The sequence below is a fragment of the Corallococcus sp. CA054B genome, assembly GCF_003611625.1.
In the GTDB taxonomy this organism is placed as follows: domain Bacteria; phylum Myxococcota; class Myxococcia; order Myxococcales; family Myxococcaceae; genus Corallococcus; species Corallococcus coralloides.
In genome coordinates this window covers 1-20,729 of sequence record NZ_RAVY01000172.1, presented here as the reverse complement: position 1 = coordinate 20,729, position 20,729 = coordinate 1, and the positions used below count along the sequence as shown (strand labels likewise).

The following is a 20,729-nucleotide window of genomic DNA, read 5'->3' as shown; positions in this document are numbered from 1 at the left end:
CCTCCCATGCGGGCCATGACTCCCCCACCTTCTGTGGGGGGTGAACGATGAAGCGAGGCCAATGGAGACATTGCTGGGGACTGGCTGCCGCGCTGCTCGGGCTTCCGGCGGCGGGGCAACTGGAAGGCCCACCCGAGGGGAGTTCGCAATACTCCTGCTTCGAAGCGGCGCGCCAGGGCAGCTCGGTGAGTGAGACCATCGCGGCGCAGCTCTGCCAGGGTGCCCGTTCCGACTCCCCGGCACGGTGCTTCCTCCGGGTGCAGGAGAAAGGCTTCCTCGCCGACCCGCAGGCGCTCCAGCTCTGCCAGTACGCCCAACCCTCGGATGATCCCGCGGCCTGCTTCTTCGAGGCGCGGACATCCTCGTTCCTGGACGAGACACAGCTCCTGGAGCTCTGCCGCCCACCCATCGCGCAGATGCTGAAGATGTGTCCCTACGGGCCGTGAGTCACCGGGCGCGGAGGAACGCCTTGACGCTCGGGGACTGGAGCTTCTGGGATTCGATGCACAGCCGGATGGACTCCAGGGCCCGGGTGAGCGCGCGCGGACCGCCTTCGACCTTGTCCACGCGCGGCGTGAGGAACGTCTCCACCTGCGCCAGGTGGAGGTCATCGCAGAGGCTGCCCGTCTGACCAATCAGCCGGCCCAGCTCATCCGAGCGCAGCCGCTGGGTCAGCGCATCGAAGTGCGTCTGGTAGAAGTTCCACGCCAGCGACTGAGACTCCGGCGACATCAACGCCATCCGGAGGATGACCTGCGAGTCCCGCACGTCGAAGTCCGGCGACACCACCAGCCCCAGCGCCCGCCACAGCAGGTCCGGGTTCCGGAAGTAGGCCAGCGACGACAGCAGCCGGGACCGCTCGGTGCGGTCCTGTTCCTTCTTCGCCGCTGCCAGCAGCGCGTCGAACAGCGCCGCATCGCCGTGCGTCGCGGCTCGGGGCAGCGCGGCGCTGAACGCCTCCGGATCCACCGACTTCCGGTCCGCCAGCCATGCGCGCACCAGGGGCAGCGATTCCTTCACCAGCCGAGGGTCATCGCCCAGACCGCCGGCCAGCCGGAGGAACAGGGAGCGCGAATCCTTCACGGAGTCGTCCTCGCCCGGCTTCGGCACCCAGCCCATGGCATGCGCGCGCGCCGAGTAGAGCGAGGCCACCCATGAGCGGAAACGCTGACGCTCCTCGGGCGTGAGCTGATCCAGGCGCACGAGTTCCAGCAGCGAGGCGGCGCTCTGCACCACGAGCCGGTTCGGCGATTTCGCGGAGGCAGGCACCGCCCTCAGCGCCTCCCCCAGCGGCAGGTCGCCCCGAGTCACCGCCGCATCCACATCCGCCCAGAGCGCCACCTGCTCCGGGGGAGAGAAGGCGGCGACCGGAGTCGCGAGCAGCTTCGTCAACTGCTCGCGGGTGTAACCGCTGCGGTAGTAACCCGTGCCGCCCGCGTTGAGCAGCACCCACGACGGGCACTGCTTCATAGGCAGCGCGACCTCCGCGGATGGTCCTTGCAACATCGAGCACACCCGCGACGACTGCGTGCCCGTGCCCACGCGAAGACACACGGGCACCTGCCATTCCTGCCGCGAGTCCGCCTTGGAGCCCACTGGCAGGTAACGCTCCTGAGACAGCTTCACGGACGGAGCGCCGCCCGCCGGGCACGACAGCTGCGCGGTGATCCGAGGCGCACCGGCCCGCTCGATGAACCCGCCGAAGGACTGCGCCACCTCCGGCCCCGCCGCCTGGGACAGGTCCGCGAGGAAGTCCTCCATCGTCGCCACCTTCCACTCGTGCTTGCGGACATAGCCCCGGAGGAAGTCGCGGAAGCGCTCCGGCCCCAGCCAGGCCTCGTACATGGCGATGACGGACGAGCCCTTGTCATACGTCGTCCCGTTATCGAACGAGCCGACGATGTCGTCATTGCTCTCCACCGGCTTGCGCACGGGCAGCGCCGACGCCAATTCATCCGACGCCAGCGCGGAACGGGTCGCGAACATGGCGCGCTCCTGCTGGTAGTCCCAGGACGGCTCCAGCCGGTCCACGGTCTGCCGGTCCAGCCAGGCAGTGAAGGACTCGTTCAGCCAGATGTCGTTCCACCAGGAGCAGGTGACGACGTCACCGAACCAGTAATGGCCCAGCTCATGGTTGGCGATGACCGCGTAGGACTTGCGGCGGGCCAGCGTCTCCTCGCCGGGAGGGATGAGCGTGAGCGGCTGCCCGAGCGCGACGATGCCCGGGTGCTCCATGGTGCCCCAGTACCGGGGCACGACCGCGACATCGAGCTTCTCGTACGGATACGGCTGGTCGAAGAAGTCCTCCAGGCCCTTCACGATGCGAGGCGTGATGCTCGCGGCGTAGCGAGTCTCCGCGCCCCGGCCCTTGGGGACGATGAAGCGCAGCGGCACGTTCGTGCGGCCCACGGTGCCGGCCTCCACCACGTCGAACGGCCCCACCATGAAGGCCACGAGGTAGCTGGGCATCGGCTTGCTTTCGGCGAAGGTGACGCGCTCCAGGCCGTCCGCCAGAGGCTCGCGCGACACGACGGGATGGTTGGCCAGCGCCACGTGTCCGGCCTTCACGGTGAAGCGCAGGCGCCACGGCACCTTGAAGGTCGGCTCGTCGAAGCACGGGAAGGCGCGGCGCGCGTCGATGGGCTCGAAGAACGTGTAGAGGTAGGGCTCACCGCCCTCGTCCACCCCGTAGAGGCCCTGGCTGCGCTCGCGGTCCACCTTGCCGGTGAAGTCGAGCAGGAGCTGCGCCTTGCCCACCGGCAGCTCCTCCGGCAGGAGCAATCCCAGACGCCCTTCAGGCGCGGTGACAGGCTTCGCATCGAACGTGCGGCCCGCCACGGTGACGCGAGCCCGCGTCACATCCAGGTCCTGAGCATGCAGCCACACCTGGCGCACGGGCTCGCGGACCTCCACGTCGATGGTGACGCTGCCCGGATACGTGTCCTCCGAGGGCACGAGCTTCAGGTCCAACGCGTAGTGCACGGGCCGCACGGTGTCCGGCAACCGCAGCGCGGGAGGCAGGGCCTCCGGCCACGAAACAGCGGGCGGCGCGGAAGCAGTCGGTGCTGCCTCCGGCGCGTGGGCACAGCGGACGGTCAACACCACCAGGGCAAGGAGTGGGAGCAGTCGCATGGGGGCGCAGCGTAGACCATGCACGAGTCGCGCACCGTGCCTACGTCTCGACCCGCACCCACAGCAGTCTCGAGATGTCTCCAAGTCCGTGAATCAGTGCTTCCAACCCCGGGAGCCGCTACGGTCGTGATCCCCCCGCTTCAGCTACAAGCCGAGGAAAAACATGTTTCGTCGCAGCAGCGGCATTCCCTCCCTTTTCGTGTCCCTGCTTTTCGTCGTGGGCTTCGCGTCGTCGGCCAGCGCGGACACCTACCAGACCTACGTGGTGCCCACGGTCAATGGCTTTCAGATTGGCACGTACCTCCCCAACCAGCCCACCGGGAACTTCAGCAGCGCCGCGGACACCGCCCGCCGCTTCTGTCAGGACCAGGGCCACACCGGCGCGCAAAGCTTCACCACCGCCATCCGCGGCTCCTCGTACACGTACATCGTTGGCACGAATGGCGTGGGCCCCTGGAACACCACCGGCAACTCCAACGTGACCATGCTGGAGAGCATCACCTGCGTCACCTCCACTTCCACCTCCCCCTCGGACGTCACGTACATGACGCCGAAGGTCAACGGCTACCAGATCGGCACCATCCAGCCCAACTACCCGTCCGGCAACTTCAGCACGCCGGTGGATACCGCCCGCCGCTTCTGCCAGGACCTGGGCCACGTCAACGTGCGCAGCTTCACCACCGCCATCCGCGGCTCCGCCTATACGTACATCGTGGGCACGAACGGCGTGGGCAACTGGAACACCACCGGCAACCCCAACGTGACCATGCTCGAAACCGTCACCTGCATCACCTGGTAGCAACCCCCGCATGGCGAGGGGAGCCCACGCGGCTCCCCTCCGCAGGGTATTCACAGACCCTGATCGGGTTTGGACAGACTCCTCAGAATCTCACAACATGTCTGTCTTCATGTTTTCAACCTGATAGATCGCCCCTTCCTCTCGCTGCGCCAGGAAGGTGCGATGCGTCGACAAGGCACACTGTCTCGGGTTTTGTTTTGCGCTTTAATCAGTGCTGTCGTTTCTGCCACGGCTTGTGACAACGGCAGCGAACCGGAGCGGGAGACCGGCAACGTCCGGTTCGTCAGCGCGGTGCCCCAGGCGCTCGCGGGCGATGAAATCACCCGCGTGACCGTCACGCTGACGGCGTCCGGCGTGCCTTCCGCAACCACCGTGCTCACCAAGGGCACGGAGGGCTGGAGCGGCACCATGTACCAGGTGCCCGCCGGCCCCCAGCGCACCTTCACCGCGGAGGCCTTCGCCGCGGACGGTGCCCTGCGCTACCGGGGCGCGGCCTCGGACGTCACCATCACCGCGGGCACGACCTCCGTCGTGGCCATCACCCTCCAGGCGCTGGATGTCCCGGGTCCGTTCGACAACTCGGCCCCGTGCATCGACTCGCTCGTGGCTTCCGCGAGCACCGTCCTTCCCGGGGGAACCATCTCCCTCCAGGCCACGGCGCATGATCCGGACGCGTCCGACACCATCACGTACGCCTGGACGGCGGCGGATGGCACCTTCGGCTCGCCCACGCTCACGTCGACGACCTGGACGGCCCCCGCGACCCCGGGCGTCTACGCGCTGACGCTGACCGTCACCGACTCGCGCGGCGCCACGGCGACCATCCGCATCGACATCACCGTCATCTCCAAGGACGGCGGCACCACGGCCGGCACCGCGGAGGTGTCCGTCACGTTCAACATCTCCCCCGCCGTCACCCGCGTCACCGCGTCCCGGTCCCCCGTGCCCGTGGGCCAGAGCACCACCGTCACCGCGGACGTGACGGATCCGGACGGCGACGCGCTGACCTACCAGTGGGCCGCGTCCTGCGCGGGCACCTGGACGGATGACACCTCCAACATCGCCTCGTTCACCCCGACCGCCGTGCCCGCTGGCGACTCGTGCGGCAACTGCGCGCTCACCGTCACCGTGAAGGACCCCAAGGGCGGACAGACGCAGGGCACCCTGCGCATCTGCGTGGGCGATGGCGCGAGCGCCAACGTTCCCCCGCGCATCGTCCTCGCGCACCAGAGCAGCGCGTCCGTGGTGGGCGACAGCACCGTGACGTTCCGCGTCCTCGCGGAGGACGGCAACGGTGGCGCCCTCACCTTCAACTGGGCCTCAAGCGCCGGAACGCTGGCGACGCCTGTGTCGGGTTTCACCTCCAGCGAGATTTCCTGGAAGGCCCCCACCTGCGCGCCCACGGGCGGGAACGCGACCATCACCGCCACCGTCACCAACGCGCAGGGCTTCTCCGCGTCCCAGGCCTTCACCGTGGCCGTGCAGAACGCCCCCGCGTGCACGCCCCCCACGACGGTCGCCCGGTGGGACCTGACGGCCAGCCTGACGCAGCGCCGCTTCGGCGCGAGCCTCATCACCCTGCCCTCCGGGAAGATCCTCGTCTTCGGCGGGACGGTGAGCTCCAACCCCATCCTGGGCACCGCGGAGCTCTACGATCCCGCGACGGCGACGTGGTCCTCCGCCGGCACGATGGGCACCTCGCACTACAACCCCGCCGTGACGCTGCTCCCCTCCGGCAAGGTCATGGTCACGGGCGGCTTCGCGTCGTACCCGGCCACCACCCCGCTGCGCGCCGTGGAGTTCTACGACCCCGCCACCAACACCTGGACGGCCGGCCCTCAGATGGCCTTCGCGCGCGGAGCCCACACCGCGACGCTGCTGCCCAACGGCAAGGTCCTGGTCGTCGGCGGCGTCAGTACGGGCGACGCCGTCGCCAACCGCGTCGTGGAGCTCTACGACCCCGCCACGAACAGCTGGGTGCCGGTGGCGAGCATGGCCAACGCCCGGTCCAACCACCGAGCGGTGCTGCTGCCCTCGGGGAAGGTGCTCATCCTGGGCGCCAGCCTGCCGTCGGAGCTCTATGATCCGTCCAACAACACCTGGAGCGGTGCCACCGGCATGACGACGCGGACGTTCACCGACGCGTTCCTCCAGCCTTCCGGCAAGGTGGTCCTGGTGGACGGGACGCTGGTCGCGACGTACGACCCGGGGCTCAACGTCCAGGCCACGCTGGGCCACTTCACCTACGAGCGCGCCAACTCCTCCCTGGTCCAGCTGAACTCCGGGAAGCTGCTGCTCGCGGGTGGGAACTCCACGGTGGGCCTGACGACGGAGGTCTTCGACCTTTCGACCGGGACCTCCGCGTTCTCCACCAGCATGGCTTCCAACCGCTACTCCATGGCCGCCACCGTGCTGCCCAACGGGAAGGTGCTCTTCATCGGGGGCTATGACCGGGACACCCCCGGGAGCGTCAGCGCCGTGCTCGTCTACACGCCCGCGAGCCCCTGAAGTCCCCCTGAAACTCCGCTGAAGCTCTGTCGACGAGCGGCCGGTCCCACCCGGGTCCGGCCGCTCCGGGCATTGCGGCGCCCCGCGTTTGAGCGAGGATGCGGCCCATGTCCAACCTCCAAGGCAAGACCCTCTTCATCACCGGCGCCAGCCGCGGCATCGGCAAGGCCATCGCGCTGCGCGCGGCCCGTGACGGCGCCAACATCGTCATCGCCGCGAAAACCACGGACCCGCACCCCAAGCTGCCCGGCACCATCTACTCGGCGGCGAAGGAGATTGAAGAGGCCGGCGGCAAGGCGCTCCCCTGCGTGGTGGACATCCGCGACGAGGCGCAGATCCACGCCGCCGTCGCCAAGGCCGTGGAGACCTTCGGCGGCATCGACATCCTGGTGAACAACGCCAGCGCCATCAGCCTCACCGGCACGCTGGACACGCCGCTCAAGCGCTTCGACCTGATGCACGGCATCAACACGCGCGGCACCTTCGCGTGCTCGCAGGCGTGCATCCCGTACCTCAAGAAGTCCTCCAACCCGCACATCCTCAACAACTCGCCGCCGCTCAACATGGAGCCGCGCTGGTTCGGCCCCCACGTGGCCTACACCATCGCGAAGTACGGCATGAGCCTGTGCGCGCTGGGCATGGCGGAGGAGCTGAAGGACGACGGCATCGCCGTCAACACGCTGTGGCCCCGCACCGTCATCGCCACCGCCGCCGTGCAGAACCTGCTGGGCGGTGACGACACCATGAAGGGCAGCCGCAAGCCGGAGATCATGGCGGACGCCGCGTACACCATCCTCACCAAGCCCAGCCGCTCCTTCACCGGCAACTTCTGCATCGACGATGAGGTGCTGCGCGCCGCCGGCATCACCGACCTGGACAAGTACCAGTCCGTCCCCGGCGCGGAGCTCCTGCCCGACTTCTTCCTCTAGCGCGCCTCAGGCCCCATGCCCCCGCGCAAGCTCCAGCGACACCTGGTCTGGCTCGAGTCCTTCACCGCCGCCGTGGAGGCCGGCAGCATCGACGCCGCCGCGGAGCACCTGGGCGTCGCCCGCTCCGTCGTGAGCGAGCACATCCGCGCCCTGGAGGAAGCGCTCGCGGATGGCGCCGCCCTGCTGGAGCGGGGGCCGGGCCGGCGCCTGCAACTGTCCGCGCGCGGAGAGCGCCTCTACGCGGGCACCCAGACGCCGCTGCACCAGCTGGACGTGAAGCGGCTGATGGACCTGGCCCGCGTGGAGCCCACCCTGCGCCTGGGCCTCAACCCCACGCTGTCCATGTCGCTGTTGGGCGGCATCGCGCAGGACGCCGCCGCCGCCGACCTCAAGCTGGTGGTGGGCTTCGGCGGCTCGCACGAGCTCATGCGGCAGGTGCAGACGCGGCAGCAGGACCTGGCGCTCGACTTCACCCCCCTGCCCCCGCACGAGGGCGTGGACACGGAATCCCTGCTGCGAATGTCCTTCGTCGTCATCGCGGGTCCGGACTCCGCGCTCGCCCGGACGCACGCCTCCCGTCGCTCGCTGGACGTGAAGGACCTCCAGGACCAGCGCTTCGTGGACTGGCTGCGGGACGACCCCTACGGCGGCGCCAACAGCGCACGCTTCGCCGCGCACGGCGTCTCCGTCACGGAGGTGGGCCGCGTGGAGAGCTTCCTCCACCTCTATGAGCTGCTGCGCGCCTACAAGGCGTGCACCATTGCCCCGGACGTGCGCCCCACCCAGCCGTTCCCTCCCGACCTCCACGTCTGGCCCCTGCGCGAACAGGAGCCCCAGGTCGTGGAGGTGGTCGCCGTCTGGCCCTCCGGAGGCCTCAGCCCCGCCGTCCAATCCATCCTTGACGGGGTGCGTCGCCGCCTGAACAAACGGCGATAATCCGACGAAGACGTCGAATTCTGCCGGATTTCCGTCTTGGAGTGCGGTGCGTATTCTTCAGGAGTCCTGTTTCTCTTGAAGGAGCCGCCCGCGATGACGCCCACGGAACGGACCATTGCCCGCCTTCCCGCCCACCTGCGCCGCTACGTGGTGAGCCAGGACTACGCGGCGTACACGCCCCGGGATCAGGCGGTGTGGCGGCACATCCTGGGGCAGCTGCGCGAGCACCTGAGCGACAAGGCGCACCCCGTCTACCTGGAGGGCCTGGAGGCCACGGGCATTGGCGCGGAGGCCATCCCCAGCCTGGACGAGATGAACGAGAAGCTGTCCAAGCTGGGCTGGGCCTGCGTGGCGGTGCGCGGCTTCATCCCGCCAGCCGTCTTCACGGAGCTGCAGGCGCTGGGCGTGCTGGCCATCGCGGCGGACATCCGCACGCACGAGCACATCCAGTACACGCCCGCGCCGGACATCGTCCATGAGAGCGCGGGCCACGCGCCCATCATCGCCAACGCGCGGTATGCCCAGTACCTCAAGGCCGTGGGGCTGGTGGGCTTCAAGGCCATCGCCAGCGTGGAGGACCAGGCCGTCTTCGAGGCCATCCGCAACCTCTCCGTGGTGAAGGAGGACCCCACCGCGACGGAAGAAGAGATCGCCCACGCCCAGGCCCGCCTGGAGGCCGCCAACGCCAGCCACCGCTACATCAGCGAGAGCACCCGCGCGAGCCGCCTGTACTGGTGGACCGCGGAGTACGGGCTGATTGGCGACCTGAAGCACCCGCGCATCTACGGCGCGGGCCTGCTGTCCAGCATCGGCGAGGCGCGGCACTGCCTGACGTCCGCCGTGCACAAGCTGCCCCTGGGCGTGGCGTGCGCGGACACGGACTACGACATCACCCGCATGCAGCCGCAGCTCTTCGTGGCGCGCGACTTTGAACACCTCTTTGAAGTCCTGGCGGAGTTCGAGTCCACGCTCGCGTGGAAGCGCGGCGGGGACCATGGCCTGAACGAGGCGCTGCGCGCGCGCACGGTCAACCACCTGGTGCTCGCGGACGGCCGCGAGGTGACGGGCAAGGTGGTGGAGCTGCTGCCCGCCGCGAAGGACGTGGCCCCGGGCCTGTCCACCGCGCTGGCCCGGCTGGAGGGCCCCATCCTCACGTCCGTGAACGGGCACGCCGTGGACAAGCCGTTCAGCGGCGCGGCGCTGGTCGCCTTTGGCCAGGGCACCCTGCCGGAGCGCGGGAGCTTCCAGCTCGCGCTCGACAGCGGGCTGGTGCTGGAGGGCTTCGCGGTGGGCGGCGGCGAGGTGATTGCCCTGCGCGGCACGCTGGCCGGCCAGGAGCTGACGCTGCCGTCCATGGCGCGCCTGTACCTGACGGAGCGGCTGCCGTCCGTGGCGGGCGGCCCCGCCGACCCGGGCACGTGGGACGAGTGGTTCGGGGAGCTGGACGCCTTCACCGCGGGCGACGGCGAGGCCCAGGCGCGCGAGCGCAAGGCGCAGGCCCTACCCCCGTCGCTGGCCGCCCTCTATACGGAGGTGCGCCGCATCCGCGAGACGGGGCAGCTGGCCCCCGAGCGGCTGGAGCAGATCGCCCGCGCATCCACGGACTTCCCGAGCGACTGGCTCCTGCGCGCGGAGGTCGCGGAGCTGCGCGGCGAGGTGCCCGCGCGGCGCGAGGCGGCGCACGCGTAAGCGCCCGGCGTTTCGAATCACAGACGGCGGATGTGAAACGGCCCGGTCGACCTCCTCATGAGGCGCCGGGCCGAATCACTTCCGGGGGGCGTCTTTTTTGCGCGCGGGGACTACGCGTTGCGGCGCACCATGGCCACGTCGTAGTGGCGCTCCGTCACGTAGCCGTTCGCGGCCTTGCCGGGGCGGTACATGTTCCCGGTCTTGTCATCCACGTAGAAGCGGTTGTTCGGGTTCGTGTCCTTGCCCGTGCTGGCGTTCTTCGTGCCCGGGTCGTGGAACGTGTAGTAGGTGCGGCCCTTGTCGTCGACGCCGCGGCCCGTGATGGTCCCGAAGTGGTCCGTGAGGCCGTCCGCGTTGTAGCTCGCGTCCTTGTGGCTGACGCCCACCACCACCGGCTTGCCGGCCTCCAGCTGCTTGTCGATGTAGTTGCGGCCCTCGGCGGCCTTCTTCGAGTCCACCTTCAGCGCGCCGACGCCGTTCTCGCTCGTGCCCACCTGGATGCGGCGGTCGGGGCCCAGCACGGTCGCGCCCGCGTCGCGCGACATGGCCGTCGCGGCCTTGAAGCACGCCGTGTCGCTCGCGGTGTAGCCGTGGCCGTTCTCGAACTGGCTGTAGTACGGCACCTTCACGTGCACCGCCGGATTGTCCTTGGACGGGGCCACCTGCTCCGTGTTCGCGGGGGCCGCCTCCGTGGTGGGCCTGGAGGTGTTCGTGCCCTGGCCTTCCGTGCGGCCCGGCCTGGAGCCGTTGTTCACGGACGGGGGAACCACGCCCGTGTTGGTGTTGGCCGGCTTCGTCGTGGCGCCCGACTTCTCCTGCTTCAGCATCGCGAGCGCGTCCTTCGCCTCCGACTTGAAGCGGTTGGCCACGCCCTGGGTGAGGTGGAGGTGCAGCTGGGCCAGGAGGCCACGACGCTGAAGGTGACGTCGGTGGAGCCCGGCAAGGGCACCGGGGCGTGGGTGCTGGGGCTCACGGCCGCGGACGGCAAGCCGGAGGCGCTCCAGTGGAAGACGGCCGACGCCGCGAAGGGCACCGTGTCCGTGAACAGCCCGGACCTCTTCTCCCAGAGCCACGACTACGTGCGCCAGGAGAAGAAGTCCGCCTTCCCGTCCAAGCAGGAGACGGGGTGCGACGAATACGAGCGCTAACGCGCCCGTGAGCGCCGCCGGGCCCGCAGGCCCCCTCCGAGCAGCAGCGCGACGAGCGCACCGGACAGGGGGCCCCCCGAGGCTTGGCAGCCACCATCATCCGAGGGCGTGCGCGGATCATCGATGGGATCCACGGGCCTGCCCGCATCGACGGTCCCCGGATCACCGGTGCCCGCATCGGTGCCCGCGTCCGTCTCCTCGAGTGGCGCGCAGGACGAGGCCTGGCCGGTGGCCGCGATGCACAGCCGGCCATAACGCCCCAGGCCTTCCATCCGGCCGTCCACGACCGCCACCATCACGCGCGTGGCGTCATCCGCGGCCACCCGGGCGCGCAGGGCTTCCGGCCCGTCCACGGTCACCACGCGAAGCACGGCGTCATCCGTGACGGCCGCGAGGACCAGGTGCACGGTGGCCGGGTCGATGCCGGGCTCGGGCTCGAACGAGGCGCCCACGAAGGACGCGCCGCCGGGCACTTCGAAGATTTGCGAAGCCGCCGCCGCGACGCGCACGCGCTCGTTCGTGGTGGGGAGCGCCGCCGCCGCCGTCGTCACCTGCGCATAGCCCTCCCCTCGCGCGTAGCCGAACCCCGGCGTCGCGCGCGCGCCGGTGCCCAGGTTCCAGGTGGCGAACCGGGCGAAGGCCGCGTCGAAGCTGGAGGCGAAGTCGCGGCGCAGACGGGTGTCCAGCAGCACCGGCCAGCGGGCCTCCGGCTGCCGCACGGACTCCTCCAGCAACGCGAGGAGCGCGCCGTCACCGTAGTGCTCGCAGAGGAACTGGAAGAAGAGCCCCGCGCCGTAGGTGAAGGTCACGCCCGGCCCCGCGGGGTCCAGCACCAGGGGGCTGTCCGGGGTGAGCATGTAGCCGCGGGTGAAGCGCTCCAGGTCGTCGAGCGCGGGCTCGAAGCGCTCGGTGGCCCAGACAGCGGTGCCCTCGGAGGCGATGCCGCCCAGTCCGGGCCGGTAGGCGGCCTGCACCGCGTGGAAGAACTCGTGGCTGGCGAGGATCTCCACGGCCTCGGCGTCGGACGGGTAGTTGTAGCCCGCGAAGTCGTTCTCCTGGAGCATGTAGCCCGTGCAGCGCGTGACGCCGTCCAGACAGGTCTCCTGCCGGAAGGAGCCGTCACCAATCCCCGCGAAGTCCACCAGGTACACGTCGAAGCGGCCGTCGCCGCCGTCGTCCCCGGCAGGATTCGTGTCGTCGGGCGGCAGGCGGAAGCCCAGGTCCACGTAGAACGTCGCCACGCGTTCATAGGTGCGTCCGACGAGTTCCACGAAGTCGGGCACGCCGTTGCCATCCGCGTCCGCCGCGGGCACGGCGTGCTTGCCCTGGCGGGTGAAGTGGATGAGGAAGCGCTCGCCCGGCGACACGACGGACTCCACCGTGTCCCCAGGCTCATAGCGCGGCGCTTGCGCGGTCGGCGAGGTGGGCCGACCGGACTCGGCGGCCAGCCCCATCACGGCCTCCCGCTCGTGCGGGAGGCCGCGCGGGGTTCCCGCGCCAGTCAGCAGCAGGAGCAGCGTGGGAACCCCGGGGGTCATCACGGCAGCCAGGCCCACCGCAGGCGGAGCGACCCCGCGCTGGCCGTGTTCTTCACCGCGTTCGTCGTCCTGCACTCCTCCTGCACCACGGGGTCGTAGAAGCTCGCGACCTGCAGCTTCAAGTGACGGCCGTTCGCCAACTGGACGAGGTAGACCTTGTTCGTCATCGCCACGCAGCCGGGGTAGTCCCAGTACGAGAGCGTCTGCGTCGCCGGGCTCTGGATGCCGTACGGGTCCCCGGAGAACGTGCAGGTGTCGGGGGTGTAGTAGTTCTCCGCCACGAACTGCGCGTCCGTGCGCACGGCCGTCACCGACTCGAACGTCGTCCCTTCTGGCATCTGCGCCACCGTCACGCACGACGGGCCGGACACGCCGCTGTTGAAGCGGACGACGTACCGGCGCACCGCGACATCCCACGCCGTCGAGTCCAGCGAGGACCGGTCATCGATGGAGACCTTCTCCAGGCCCATGTCCGTGAAGCGCGCGTAGGTGTACGAATCCGGCACGCTCGTGCCGCCCCCGCGGCCGTCCAGGAACGTGAGGTGCTCGCCCTCCGTCGTGCCCTCCTCCACCACGCCGCCGTCGTTGATGTTGGTCCGGAGCCGGAGCTTGTCGATGCTCTGCTCCGAGCAGGCCACGGCGTTGCGGCACAGCTCCGCGCCACCGTCCACGGGCGTACCCGCGTCGGTCTCCGTGCCGGCGTCCGTCTCACCGCCCGTGCCCGCGTCCGTCTCCGGATTCTCCTGCTCGTCCGGCGTCAGGGTGCGCAGTTCGCACTTCTTGTCCGCGTTGCAGGTCCAGGCCTGGCCCGCGGGGGCCGCGCCCTCATCGCGGCAGTCGAACGCGTCCACGCACTCGTCGCTGCTGCATCCCGGCGCCACCACGGCCAGCGCGAGGGCCGCCAGGGCCCCCATGCCGAACCACCTTGCACCGCTCTTCCGGACCACCCCTCCAGGGTTGCTCATCGTCGTCACCTTTCGCCGCGGGGACCCGCCGCCGTTCGATGGGGACGATCTCTATTCGATAACGATTCTCATTTTCAATATCGACATTCTGACTTCAGGCGGAAGTGTCGCCGGGCGATTTCGGGGGGTTGTGGGCGGACAGACGGGGTTGTCCGCCGGGGCCCAGGAGTCCCTGCATGGCGTCGAAGAGGTTGAGGTTGGAGCCGCTGGGGAGGAAGACGACCTTGTCCAGGCCTCCGACGACGGCGGCCTGGGCCTGCGCGGCCACTGCCTTCACGAAGTTCTCCCCGCCCCCCAGGCTTTCCACGCGCTGGCGGAACTGGGTGGCCTCCACTTCCGCGAGGCGCGACTGGCGCTCCACCTCCAGGTCGTTGAGGCGCTGCTGGCGCTCCAGGGCCACCTGGGTGGTGAGCCGTTCGCGCTCGGCCTCCGCTTCCGAGCGGATGCGCGAGGCGCGAGCGTCGGACTCGGCGCGGGCCAGGGCCTCCTCGCTCTCCACGCGGGCGCGCTCCAGCTGGGCCTCGGCCTCCACCTTGGCGCGGCTGAGCGTCTCCAGCTGGTGGTTGCGGTTCTGCAGTTCGATGAGGGATTGGCGCTCCGCCTCCGACTTGCGGTGGCTGGCGATGTCCGCGAGCTGCTTCTCCTCCTCGCTGCGGATGCGCTTGAGCTCCGCGGCGGCCTGGGCCTCCTGGCGTGAGGCGTCCAGCTGGATCTGGATGTTGGTGTCGATGGCCTCGCGCAGCTTCAGGGCGGTCTTCTCATCGACGGGGGCGATGTCCTTGATGTCGATGTCGATGATGCGCAGCTGGTTCTCGGAGAAGAGGCGGTCCTTGCGCGCGCGGCCCGCGTCATCCATGCCGAAGATGGCGCGGCGGATGAGCACGCTGGCGTTCTTGTGGAAGGTCTCGAACTCGTTCTCCGCGGCGACCTGGCGGATGCGCGACGCGAGGTTCTCACACACGTACCCGATGAAGTCGTTCACCCGGAAGATGGCCTTGTCCTTCTCCGGGTCGCCCTGCACGTCGAACTGCCACTTGTAGGAGAGCTTGATGCGCAGCCGCGCGTGGTCGCGCGTGGCCACCTCGAACAGGTCCGTGGCGAAGTCCGGCCCCAGCCGCAGCATCAACACCTTGAGCTGACGCGGGCGCTTGGGCGTGCTGCCGGACAAGTCCAGGACGGTGACGTCCTCGTAAGGACGCAGCATCACCTTCGCGGGACCGAACTCCACGCGCGCGTGGTTGGTCTCGAAGTCGTTGATGAGGACCGCCGTGTTGTCCTCGATGCGCAGCACGATGGCGCGCGTGCGGTCCCCCTTCTCCGTCGCGAACATGGGGCGAGGAGCACGGGCGTCCTTTGCCTCCGCGGGAGGCAGCGGCGGAGTGAGTCCCAGCAGGGCCTCCGCGTCCGGGGACAGGCGCTTCTCGTGCAGCTCCTGGTGCGCCTCCGGCATGAACTGGCACGGTCCCTGGACGAGCGACACCTTGCCCGAACGCAGGTCGCGCACGTACAGGCCTTCCCCCTGCCCCAAGGACAGCGCGGCGATCTCCCGGTGGATGAGGACCTTCTCGCTGGGCACGTAGGTGCGAGGGCCCCGGACGATCCACGTGTCACCGGCCTTGCGCGCGCGCGGCTCACCGCCCTCGTTCTCCGAGAGGTCGTCCAGCGCCTGGAGCTTCAGGCCCTGCAGCTCCGACAGGACGTGCTTGCGGCGCACGTCGCCTTCGAGCGCCTCACCGGGTTCGAGGAAGAAGACATCCGGACCGGAGACGACCTTGCGGCGGCCCTCCTGGACGCGGCCGGTGGCGCGGTCCACGGGATTGAGGATGACGCAGTACTCGGTCTCCTTGAGGACGCGGGCCTTCTCCAGCGATACGACGGTGACGGACTCGCCGGGCACGTAGCGGCCGGGGCCGCGCACCAGCCACTCGTCACCGGCCTCGCGGCGGCGGGGGGCATCCGGGACGTGGGTGTCCGTGAACGCGGTGAGCGCGCGAAGCCGCAGCGCTTCGGACACGCCCAGGACGTATTCCGGGGCGATGTCTCCCTCCAGCTCTTCGCCCGGGTACAGCGGAAAGACTTTGGGGCCCACGCGGACCTCGCGGTTGCCCACCGCGACGCGGGCCTGGCCGAAGTCGTCCAGCGCCACCTGGCCGTCCACGCGCACCACGGGGTTGCGCACCACGCACCAGCTGCCGGCGCCCACCTCCACCATCCGCTCCTTCGCCACGAGCGTGAGGTGTGCTTCCAGCGTGAGCACGCGCGGGCCTACTTCCATCAGCACGACGCCGCGGTTGGCGTCCTCGATGTATGCGTACTCGCGGTTCTTCAGGGAGATGCGCTGGATGGCTTCGGTGCTGGGGGCGGACGGCATGGCACACCTGCTCGCGGGGGTGGGGTTCGGCCGCGAGACATTGCGAGCCCCATGCCGTCACCGCTCCGCCCTGGAACGGCCCCGAGCCGCTCCGGACTGGAACGGACCCTCGCTCCATTCCGGCGCGCGGTGTTCCAGACTGGAGCGCCTGTCGAGCTTGGAACGCTGCTCGGCGTCTGTTCGAATGCACCCTGTGCGTGGGCCGGAAGGCTCCGGCCCGATGGCACCCCCCGGAGGAAACATGAAGGCATCGCGACTGAAGCAGATGGTTCCTGGATTCGCGCTGATCATCGGCATCATGGCCGGCACGGCCCTGGCCATGGTTCCCGGCTCGAAGGCGGAGACGACGGACACCGAGGCGGCCAGGATGATCTGTTCGGCCAGCTGCAAGCCCTGCACGACCCAGTATGACTGTGGCGACCGAGAGGGCTCATGCGGGGTCTGGCGCTGCACCAACCCGATGTAGACACCTGAAAGGGTGCCCTCATCCGCCTCCGAGTCCCAGGACTCGGGGGCTTTTCAATTGTTGCGAAGAGATGGCCATGCGTCTCCGGACCTGCGGCGCCCTTTTGCTTCTGCTCGTTTTCTCGGCCTGCGCCACGACGGAGCCACACCCCAGGGCGTCAACGGCCCGCGGCATGAGGGCCGCCAACCTCCGACGAGCGGCGGCGCTGCCCTGGAGGGATGACGGGCGGTGCGTTGTCCGCGAGGCGTCCCAGCCTTGGCCCGTGCTGGTGGAGCGGTGCTATCCGGCGCTCGACCATGACCGGGTCGAGTTCCGCGACACCACGGGAAGATGCACGGTCGCCTCCGCTGCCGCCGCGACCTTGGGACTCGGGTTCTGCGTGCTGGCGGCCCCTGAAATCGCCGTGGGAGCCGTCATCATCCTGGGCGTGGTGGTGGTCGCCGTCGCCATCCAGGAGGAATGGGACGCATATGAACTGCGCCACCACTACCCCGAGGAAGCAGGGACCTCACGAGGGACGAAGGTTGCGTCCCGAGATGCCGAAGCGAAGCCGAAGCCCAAGCTGGATCCGGCGCCAGCGGGCCAGGGCCGACAGCCCCCGGTGCCGCCTGTGCCCGTGGACCGGACGGGCCGTGCCAGTTGCGAGCCTGTTCCCGTGCCTCACGCGGGCGGGGACGACATACACAATGAGTGTGCCGACAAGGTTCCGCCCAACCGTTATCCCGGGATGGACGTGCTCGTTGGCGGTGCACGCTTCGATGCGTTGCAAGTCGGTGTACGCAAACTGTGGGAGATCAAGACCCACCAATTCGATTCGTACAATGATTTCATCCGCGACAGGGAAATTGAAAAGGAACTGATTCAACTAGAGAGTGAGCGAAGAGTCGCTGAGGCTTGTGGATATGACTTCATCGTTGGGGTGAGCACCAAGGCGCACAAAGCGTTGCTGGAGGCAGCGGACCCTTCGCTCATTATCGTCGTTACAGGGTGTCAACGATGACTACGCAAGAAAGATTTACGCTCATTGTCTACGCACCTGCGCTCATGAGTAACGACAGCCGCACGGTCGCCATCATCCATGGGCTGGAGAAAGCATTCCCCGGCTTACGACTGGAGTGGGAAATAGGTGAAGGCGGGCGCCCTATTCCATTGCCACAGCGTGACGCGTGGCTCCTGGCGAGCATTAAAGAAGGTGGATTCCCTCTCATATGCAATGGGGACGAGAGCTACGCCGTGACGGTCAATGGAAGGGACAGGTCCGGACTCTTCAGTCCTGGCGGTCAGTCCCAGTTTGAAGCTCATGCCAGGCTGCCACTAGACGAGACTGTGCTCGCGGCAGCGGCGCCACTGCTTGAGGCCATGGCGGAAGGTGCACGTTCGTTCTGGGGACACGCGTCGCCGTATAGCTACGGCTCGGAAGTCGCGCAGCAGTTCCGCCGCTCGCCGGATGGGCCCGATCTCTCACCCCGTGGGCTTCCCATGCTCAACCTTCCCCAGAAGAGCCCCAGGCCTGAGACGCCCTATTTCCTGGGGTGGCTGAACTACTGGTCCGCTGCCGCCGCGGAGGTCATCGGGTTCCCGGATCCTGCTCGCGATGCCGAGCTGCTCTCGCGGGCGCATCGCACTCCGTCGGGCGGGTGGATCGTGCAGCTCACGGAGACTCCGCTCGACTACGACAACCCCGTGCACCTGGACGCGCTCAAGCGGGCCTACGAACGCTTTCCAGCAATCGGCGGACGCTCAACGCCTTTGCCCTGAAACAGGACAGCCGCCCGACACCTCTCCGGTGCGGGCGGCTGTTCCATCCAGTCTCCCGCTCAGCCCTGGGCGGCGCGGGCGTCACGACCCTTGGCGCGGGCGGCCTTGGAGAGCAGGTCGCTCCCCTTCTCCTCGCCCTTCATCCACGCCTTCAGCGCGGGCACCACCTGCTTGCTCCAGGCGCGTCCGGCGCGCACGACCAGGAAATCCTGCACCAGCGCGTCCACGATGGCGGAGAGCTGCTCGGTCAGCTCCAGACGCTCGGAGAGCTGATCATCCTCTTCCTCCGTCATGAGCGCGGGCAGCTTTGCGGCGCGGATGTCCAGGAACTCGGAATCCAGCGTGACTTCGTATTCGCGCTCGCCATGCGAGATGCGCAGCCGCGCCTGGGACACCAGCAGGCCCCGGTCCAACGAATGGCGCACGTTCTCCGAGTACGGCGCCAGCGTGCCCTTGGCGCTCATCTCCGTGACGTCGCCCGCCACGCCGCGCAGCACCACCTTGCCCAGGAAGAGGACGACGACGCCCGCGCCGTCGTGCTCGACCAGGGGGTCGCCCGACTCCGAGCGCCACAACAGCCACGTCATGAACTCGCGGCCCAGATAGGCCCGGCCGCGCAAGAGCTGTTCGCGCGCCTTGCCCTTTTCGACTTCGGCTTCGTCCTTCTCCTCTTCCGTGGCGACACCATCGACTCCGACATCGCCCCGGGCGAACGCCGCCTCTTCCCTCGCCTGCTCACGCCTCGCCATGGGCGTCCTCCACCGAAGCCGTCGCCGGCAGGTCCATGCCAATGAGCTCCGCCGTGGGGCCCAGGGCCTTCTCGTCGATGCCCGCGCGCTGAGCCATGGACGCGGGCGTGATGCCAATCACCTTCACCGCGAGGGCGCCTTCCAGCGCCACGCAGATCTCATCCACCGTCTTGCGCGACGCGGCCCAGACCTGCACCGTGTGCGTCTTCAGGTTCCACGTCACGTCCAGCGTGCTGGTGCGCGGCACGGCGCGCTGACGCAGGAGCTGCTTGAGCTCCGCGCGCTGCTTGTTCTTCTCCGCGCGCGCGGGCGGCCGGCCGTTCTCCTTGCCGAAGGCGGCGGCCCACTTGTCCAGCTCCGACTTCATCATCGACGCGGGCACCTTCAGCGTGTCGATGCGGAAGGCGAAGAGGGCGTACTCGCCATAGAAGAGGTTGCCGGTGGCGAACTCGGAGGACTCCGGGTTCTCCAACTCGACAAACCCCGCGGCGCGCTCCTCCTCGGAGCGGCGGTCGATGGGCTCGAATGCATGGGACTTGAGTCCCTTGGTCATCCAGCGCTTGACGTCGGACGGCGCATCCTTGGCCGGCTCGGTCCGGAAGCGCGAAAAGGTCACGGCACCACGTAGGACAGGCATGGGGCGCGGCAGGATGGGGGTCCTGTGACGCCGCGTCAAGGCACTCGGTGTGGCTGGACGCGAAGCGCCGGGAATAGCCCGCGCCAGAGATCGTTTGCCCGGGCTCCGTCCAACCGTGCACGTCTCCGCCCCACCCCGCTGGCGGGAATCCATGACACTCCCAGGCACGCGACATACGGTGGCCGCCGCCATGCGCCGCGCCCTCCTTTCCGCCAGCGTCGTTGCCCTCTTCCTGTCCGCCTGCACCCACACGGCCGCCACGCCGGACGGCGCCCCGCGCGACACCCTGCCCGGAGTCACCAGGGCCCTGCTGGAGACCCTGGAGGCGGACGGCGCGCTCGCGGGCGCGTATGTGGTGGACGCGCGCACCGGCGAGCCCCTCTTCACCCACCGCGAGAACGTGCGGCTGTTGCCCGCGTCCACCATGAAGGTGGTGTCCACGTCCGCCGTGCTGTCCGCGCTGGGGGCGGACTTCCGCTTCACCACCCCGGTCTTCCTGGAGGGCTCGCAGGCGGGAGGCCTGTTCTTGGGCGACGTGGTGGCGCAGGCGTCCGGGGACCCGTCGCTGGGCTCGTGGCGCTTCCCGGAGACGGCGCTCGCGTGCGACCGCATCGCGGAGGCCTTCCAGGCGCGCGGCATCCACCAGTGGCGCGGCAACGTGCGCATCTCCGGCACGGACGGCCTGGACGGCGGCATGGGCCCGGGCTGGGCCTGGGATGACGCGGCCTATGCCTACAGCGCGGCGCCCACGCCCTTCGTCTTCCGGGAGAACGTGGTGGACCTGGCGCTGGCGCGCGCCCCCGGCGCCACCTGCGCGGACGCGCCCTCCGTCCAGTGGACGCCCACCTTCGCCACGCTGTCTGCGGTGGTGAACGTGGACGTCAACGCCGAGCGCGCGAACCTGGCCTGCGTGCGCGGAGGCGGCGGAGTGCGCTGCACGTGGCGCTCGCCCACGGGCGGCCCGTGTCCCCAGGCCGCCGCGGTGAAGCTGTCCGTGGACGCGCCGGAAGCCCTCTTCGCCGCGTGCGTGGACGACGCGCTGGCGCGGCACGGCATCACGCGGCTGCCGCTGTCCCTGGAGGCCCCCACCCCGCCCCTGCCCCC

At 69.2% G+C, this 20,729-nt stretch carries 18 protein-coding genes; 11 read left to right on the top strand and 7 right to left on the bottom strand.

What is annotated here, in order from left to right:
• The first annotated feature begins 47 nt into the window (after nt 1-47).
• Entirely contained in the window at nt 48-446 is a 399-nt protein-coding gene (locus tag D7V80_RS31350) for a hypothetical protein (protein ID WP_120591628.1), read from the top strand.
• Nucleotide 447: 1 nt separating this feature from the next.
• On the opposite strand, the gene D7V80_RS31345 is transcribed toward D7V80_RS31350, so the two are convergent.
• Nucleotides 448-3,132 (bottom strand): M1 family metallopeptidase, encoded by a 2,685-nt coding sequence (locus D7V80_RS31345; protein ID WP_120591627.1) that lies wholly within the window; start codon nt 3,130-3,132, stop codon nt 448-450.
• Between the two features lie 163 nt (nt 3,133-3,295).
• Here D7V80_RS31345 and D7V80_RS31340 point away from each other — a divergent pair, with 163 nt between their 5' ends.
• From D7V80_RS31340 to D7V80_RS31320, 5 genes are all read left to right on the top strand, one after another.
• A complete protein-coding gene (locus D7V80_RS31340; RefSeq protein ID WP_120591626.1) occupies nt 3,296-3,931 on the top strand; it encodes a hypothetical protein in 636 nt (211 codons plus the stop codon).
• A gap of 291 nt (nt 3,932-4,222) precedes the next feature.
• The gene (locus tag D7V80_RS31335; RefSeq protein ID WP_158616733.1) at nt 4,223-6,439 is read left to right on the top strand and encodes a kelch repeat-containing protein; all 2,217 of its coding nucleotides are present in this window, start codon (nt 4,223-4,225) and stop codon (nt 6,437-6,439) included.
• 107 nt (nt 6,440-6,546) lie between these two features.
• Nucleotides 6,547-7,368 (top strand): NAD(P)-dependent oxidoreductase, encoded by an 822-nt coding sequence (locus tag D7V80_RS31330; RefSeq protein ID WP_120591624.1) that lies wholly within the window; start codon nt 6,547-6,549, stop codon nt 7,366-7,368.
• A 15-nt stretch (nt 7,369-7,383) separates the two neighbouring features.
• A complete protein-coding gene (locus tag D7V80_RS31325) occupies nt 7,384-8,304 on the top strand; it encodes a LysR family transcriptional regulator (protein WP_120591623.1) in 921 nt (306 codons plus the stop codon).
• A gap of 93 nt (nt 8,305-8,397) precedes the next feature.
• Nucleotides 8,398-9,993: an aromatic amino acid hydroxylase gene (locus D7V80_RS31320; protein ID WP_120591622.1), complete on the top strand. Its 1,596-nt coding sequence runs from the start codon at nt 8,398-8,400 to the stop codon at nt 9,991-9,993.
• A 110-nt stretch (nt 9,994-10,103) separates the two neighbouring features.
• Here the strand turns inward: D7V80_RS31320 and D7V80_RS31315 are convergent, their stop codons facing one another.
• Nucleotides 10,104-10,862 (bottom strand): hypothetical protein, encoded by a 759-nt coding sequence (locus D7V80_RS31315; RefSeq protein ID WP_233585858.1) that lies wholly within the window; start codon nt 10,860-10,862, stop codon nt 10,104-10,106.
• A gap of 18 nt (nt 10,863-10,880) precedes the next feature.
• On the opposite strand from D7V80_RS31315, the gene D7V80_RS31310 reads away from it, so the two are divergent.
• Nucleotides 10,881-11,141: a hypothetical protein gene (locus D7V80_RS31310; protein WP_199738902.1), complete on the top strand. Its 261-nt coding sequence runs from the start codon at nt 10,881-10,883 to the stop codon at nt 11,139-11,141.
• Here the strand turns inward: D7V80_RS31310 and D7V80_RS31305 are convergent.
• The 3 genes from D7V80_RS31305 to D7V80_RS31295 all read right to left on the bottom strand — a co-directional run bounded on the left by D7V80_RS31305 (nt 11,138) and on the right by D7V80_RS31295 (nt 16,015).
• On the bottom strand, nt 11,138-12,679 hold the full coding sequence (locus D7V80_RS31305; RefSeq protein ID WP_120591630.1) for an MXAN_6640 family putative metalloprotease: 1,542 nt from the start codon (nt 12,677-12,679) through the stop codon (nt 11,138-11,140). The two genes, D7V80_RS31310 and D7V80_RS31305, sit on opposite strands and share 4 nt — an antisense overlap.
• Nucleotides 12,679-13,644 (bottom strand): HmuY family protein, encoded by a 966-nt coding sequence (locus D7V80_RS44010; protein ID WP_147447270.1) that lies wholly within the window; start codon nt 13,642-13,644, stop codon nt 12,679-12,681. The genes D7V80_RS31305 and D7V80_RS44010 overlap by 1 nt, the downstream gene beginning before the upstream one ends.
• 94 nt (nt 13,645-13,738) lie before the next feature.
• Nucleotides 13,739-16,015, bottom strand: a complete 2,277-nt coding sequence (locus tag D7V80_RS31295; RefSeq protein WP_120591620.1) for a hypothetical protein — start codon at nt 16,013-16,015, stop codon at nt 13,739-13,741.
• A gap of 241 nt (nt 16,016-16,256) precedes the next feature.
• On the opposite strand from D7V80_RS31295, the gene D7V80_RS31290 reads away from it, so the two are divergent.
• The 3 genes from D7V80_RS31290 (at nt 16,257) to D7V80_RS31280 (ending at nt 18,239) form a co-directional block, all read left to right on the top strand.
• Entirely contained in the window at nt 16,257-16,481 is a 225-nt protein-coding gene (locus tag D7V80_RS31290; protein WP_120591619.1) for a hypothetical protein, read from the top strand.
• 262 nt (nt 16,482-16,743) lie between these two features.
• The gene (locus tag D7V80_RS31285; protein WP_370452569.1) at nt 16,744-17,481 is read left to right on the top strand and encodes a DUF6310 domain-containing protein; all 738 of its coding nucleotides are present in this window, start codon (nt 16,744-16,746) and stop codon (nt 17,479-17,481) included.
• Entirely contained in the window at nt 17,478-18,239 is a 762-nt protein-coding gene (locus tag D7V80_RS31280; RefSeq protein ID WP_120591618.1) for a DUF5953 family protein, read from the top strand. Before D7V80_RS31285 ends, D7V80_RS31280 begins: the two co-directional genes overlap by 4 nt.
• Before the next feature lie 59 nt (nt 18,240-18,298).
• On the opposite strand, the gene D7V80_RS31275 is transcribed toward D7V80_RS31280, so the two are convergent.
• Both D7V80_RS31275 and rdgC read right to left on the bottom strand, forming a co-directional pair.
• A complete protein-coding gene (locus D7V80_RS31275; RefSeq protein ID WP_120591617.1) occupies nt 18,299-18,988 on the bottom strand; it encodes a hypothetical protein in 690 nt (229 codons plus the stop codon).
• The gene (gene rdgC / locus D7V80_RS31270) at nt 18,975-19,625 is read right to left on the bottom strand and encodes a recombination-associated protein RdgC (RefSeq protein ID WP_014397718.1); all 651 of its coding nucleotides are present in this window, start codon (nt 19,623-19,625) and stop codon (nt 18,975-18,977) included. Before rdgC ends, D7V80_RS31275 begins: the two co-directional genes overlap by 14 nt.
• 190 nt (nt 19,626-19,815) lie before the next feature.
• On the opposite strand from rdgC, the gene D7V80_RS31265 reads away from it, so the two are divergent.
• On the top strand, nt 19,816-20,729 hold a 914-nt coding region (locus tag D7V80_RS31265), incomplete at its 3' end, for a D-alanyl-D-alanine carboxypeptidase (protein ID WP_233585857.1).

Excerpts from the sequence above, each read along its gene's own strand:
- D7V80_RS31350 (WP_120591628.1), top strand. The coding sequence starts at position 48 with ATGAAGCGAGGCCAATGGAGACATTGCTGGGGACTGGCTGCCGCGCTG.
- D7V80_RS31345 (WP_120591627.1), bottom strand. The coding sequence starts at position 3,132 with ATGCGACTGCTCCCACTCCTTGCCCTGGTGGTGTTGACCGTCCGCTGT.
- D7V80_RS31340 (WP_120591626.1), top strand. The coding sequence starts at position 3,296 with ATGTTTCGTCGCAGCAGCGGCATTCCCTCCCTTTTCGTGTCCCTGCTT.
- D7V80_RS31330 (WP_120591624.1), top strand. The coding sequence starts at position 6,547 with ATGTCCAACCTCCAAGGCAAGACCCTCTTCATCACCGGCGCCAGCCGC.
- D7V80_RS31325 (WP_120591623.1), top strand. The coding sequence starts at position 7,384 with ATGCCCCCGCGCAAGCTCCAGCGACACCTGGTCTGGCTCGAGTCCTTC.
- D7V80_RS31320 (WP_120591622.1), top strand. The coding sequence starts at position 8,398 with ATGACGCCCACGGAACGGACCATTGCCCGCCTTCCCGCCCACCTGCGC.
- D7V80_RS31305 (WP_120591630.1), bottom strand. The coding sequence starts at position 12,679 with ATGACCCCCGGGGTTCCCACGCTGCTCCTGCTGCTGACTGGCGCGGGA.
- D7V80_RS44010 (WP_147447270.1), bottom strand. The coding sequence starts at position 13,644 with ATGAGCAACCCTGGAGGGGTGGTCCGGAAGAGCGGTGCAAGGTGGTTC.
- D7V80_RS31295 (WP_120591620.1), bottom strand. The coding sequence starts at position 16,015 with ATGCCGTCCGCCCCCAGCACCGAAGCCATCCAGCGCATCTCCCTGAAG.
- D7V80_RS31290 (WP_120591619.1), top strand. The coding sequence starts at position 16,257 with ATGAAGGCATCGCGACTGAAGCAGATGGTTCCTGGATTCGCGCTGATC.
- D7V80_RS31280 (WP_120591618.1), top strand. The coding sequence starts at position 17,478 with ATGACTACGCAAGAAAGATTTACGCTCATTGTCTACGCACCTGCGCTC.
- D7V80_RS31275 (WP_120591617.1), bottom strand. The coding sequence starts at position 18,988 with ATGGCGAGGCGTGAGCAGGCGAGGGAAGAGGCGGCGTTCGCCCGGGGC.
- rdgC (WP_014397718.1), bottom strand. The coding sequence starts at position 19,625 with ATGCCTGTCCTACGTGGTGCCGTGACCTTTTCGCGCTTCCGGACCGAG.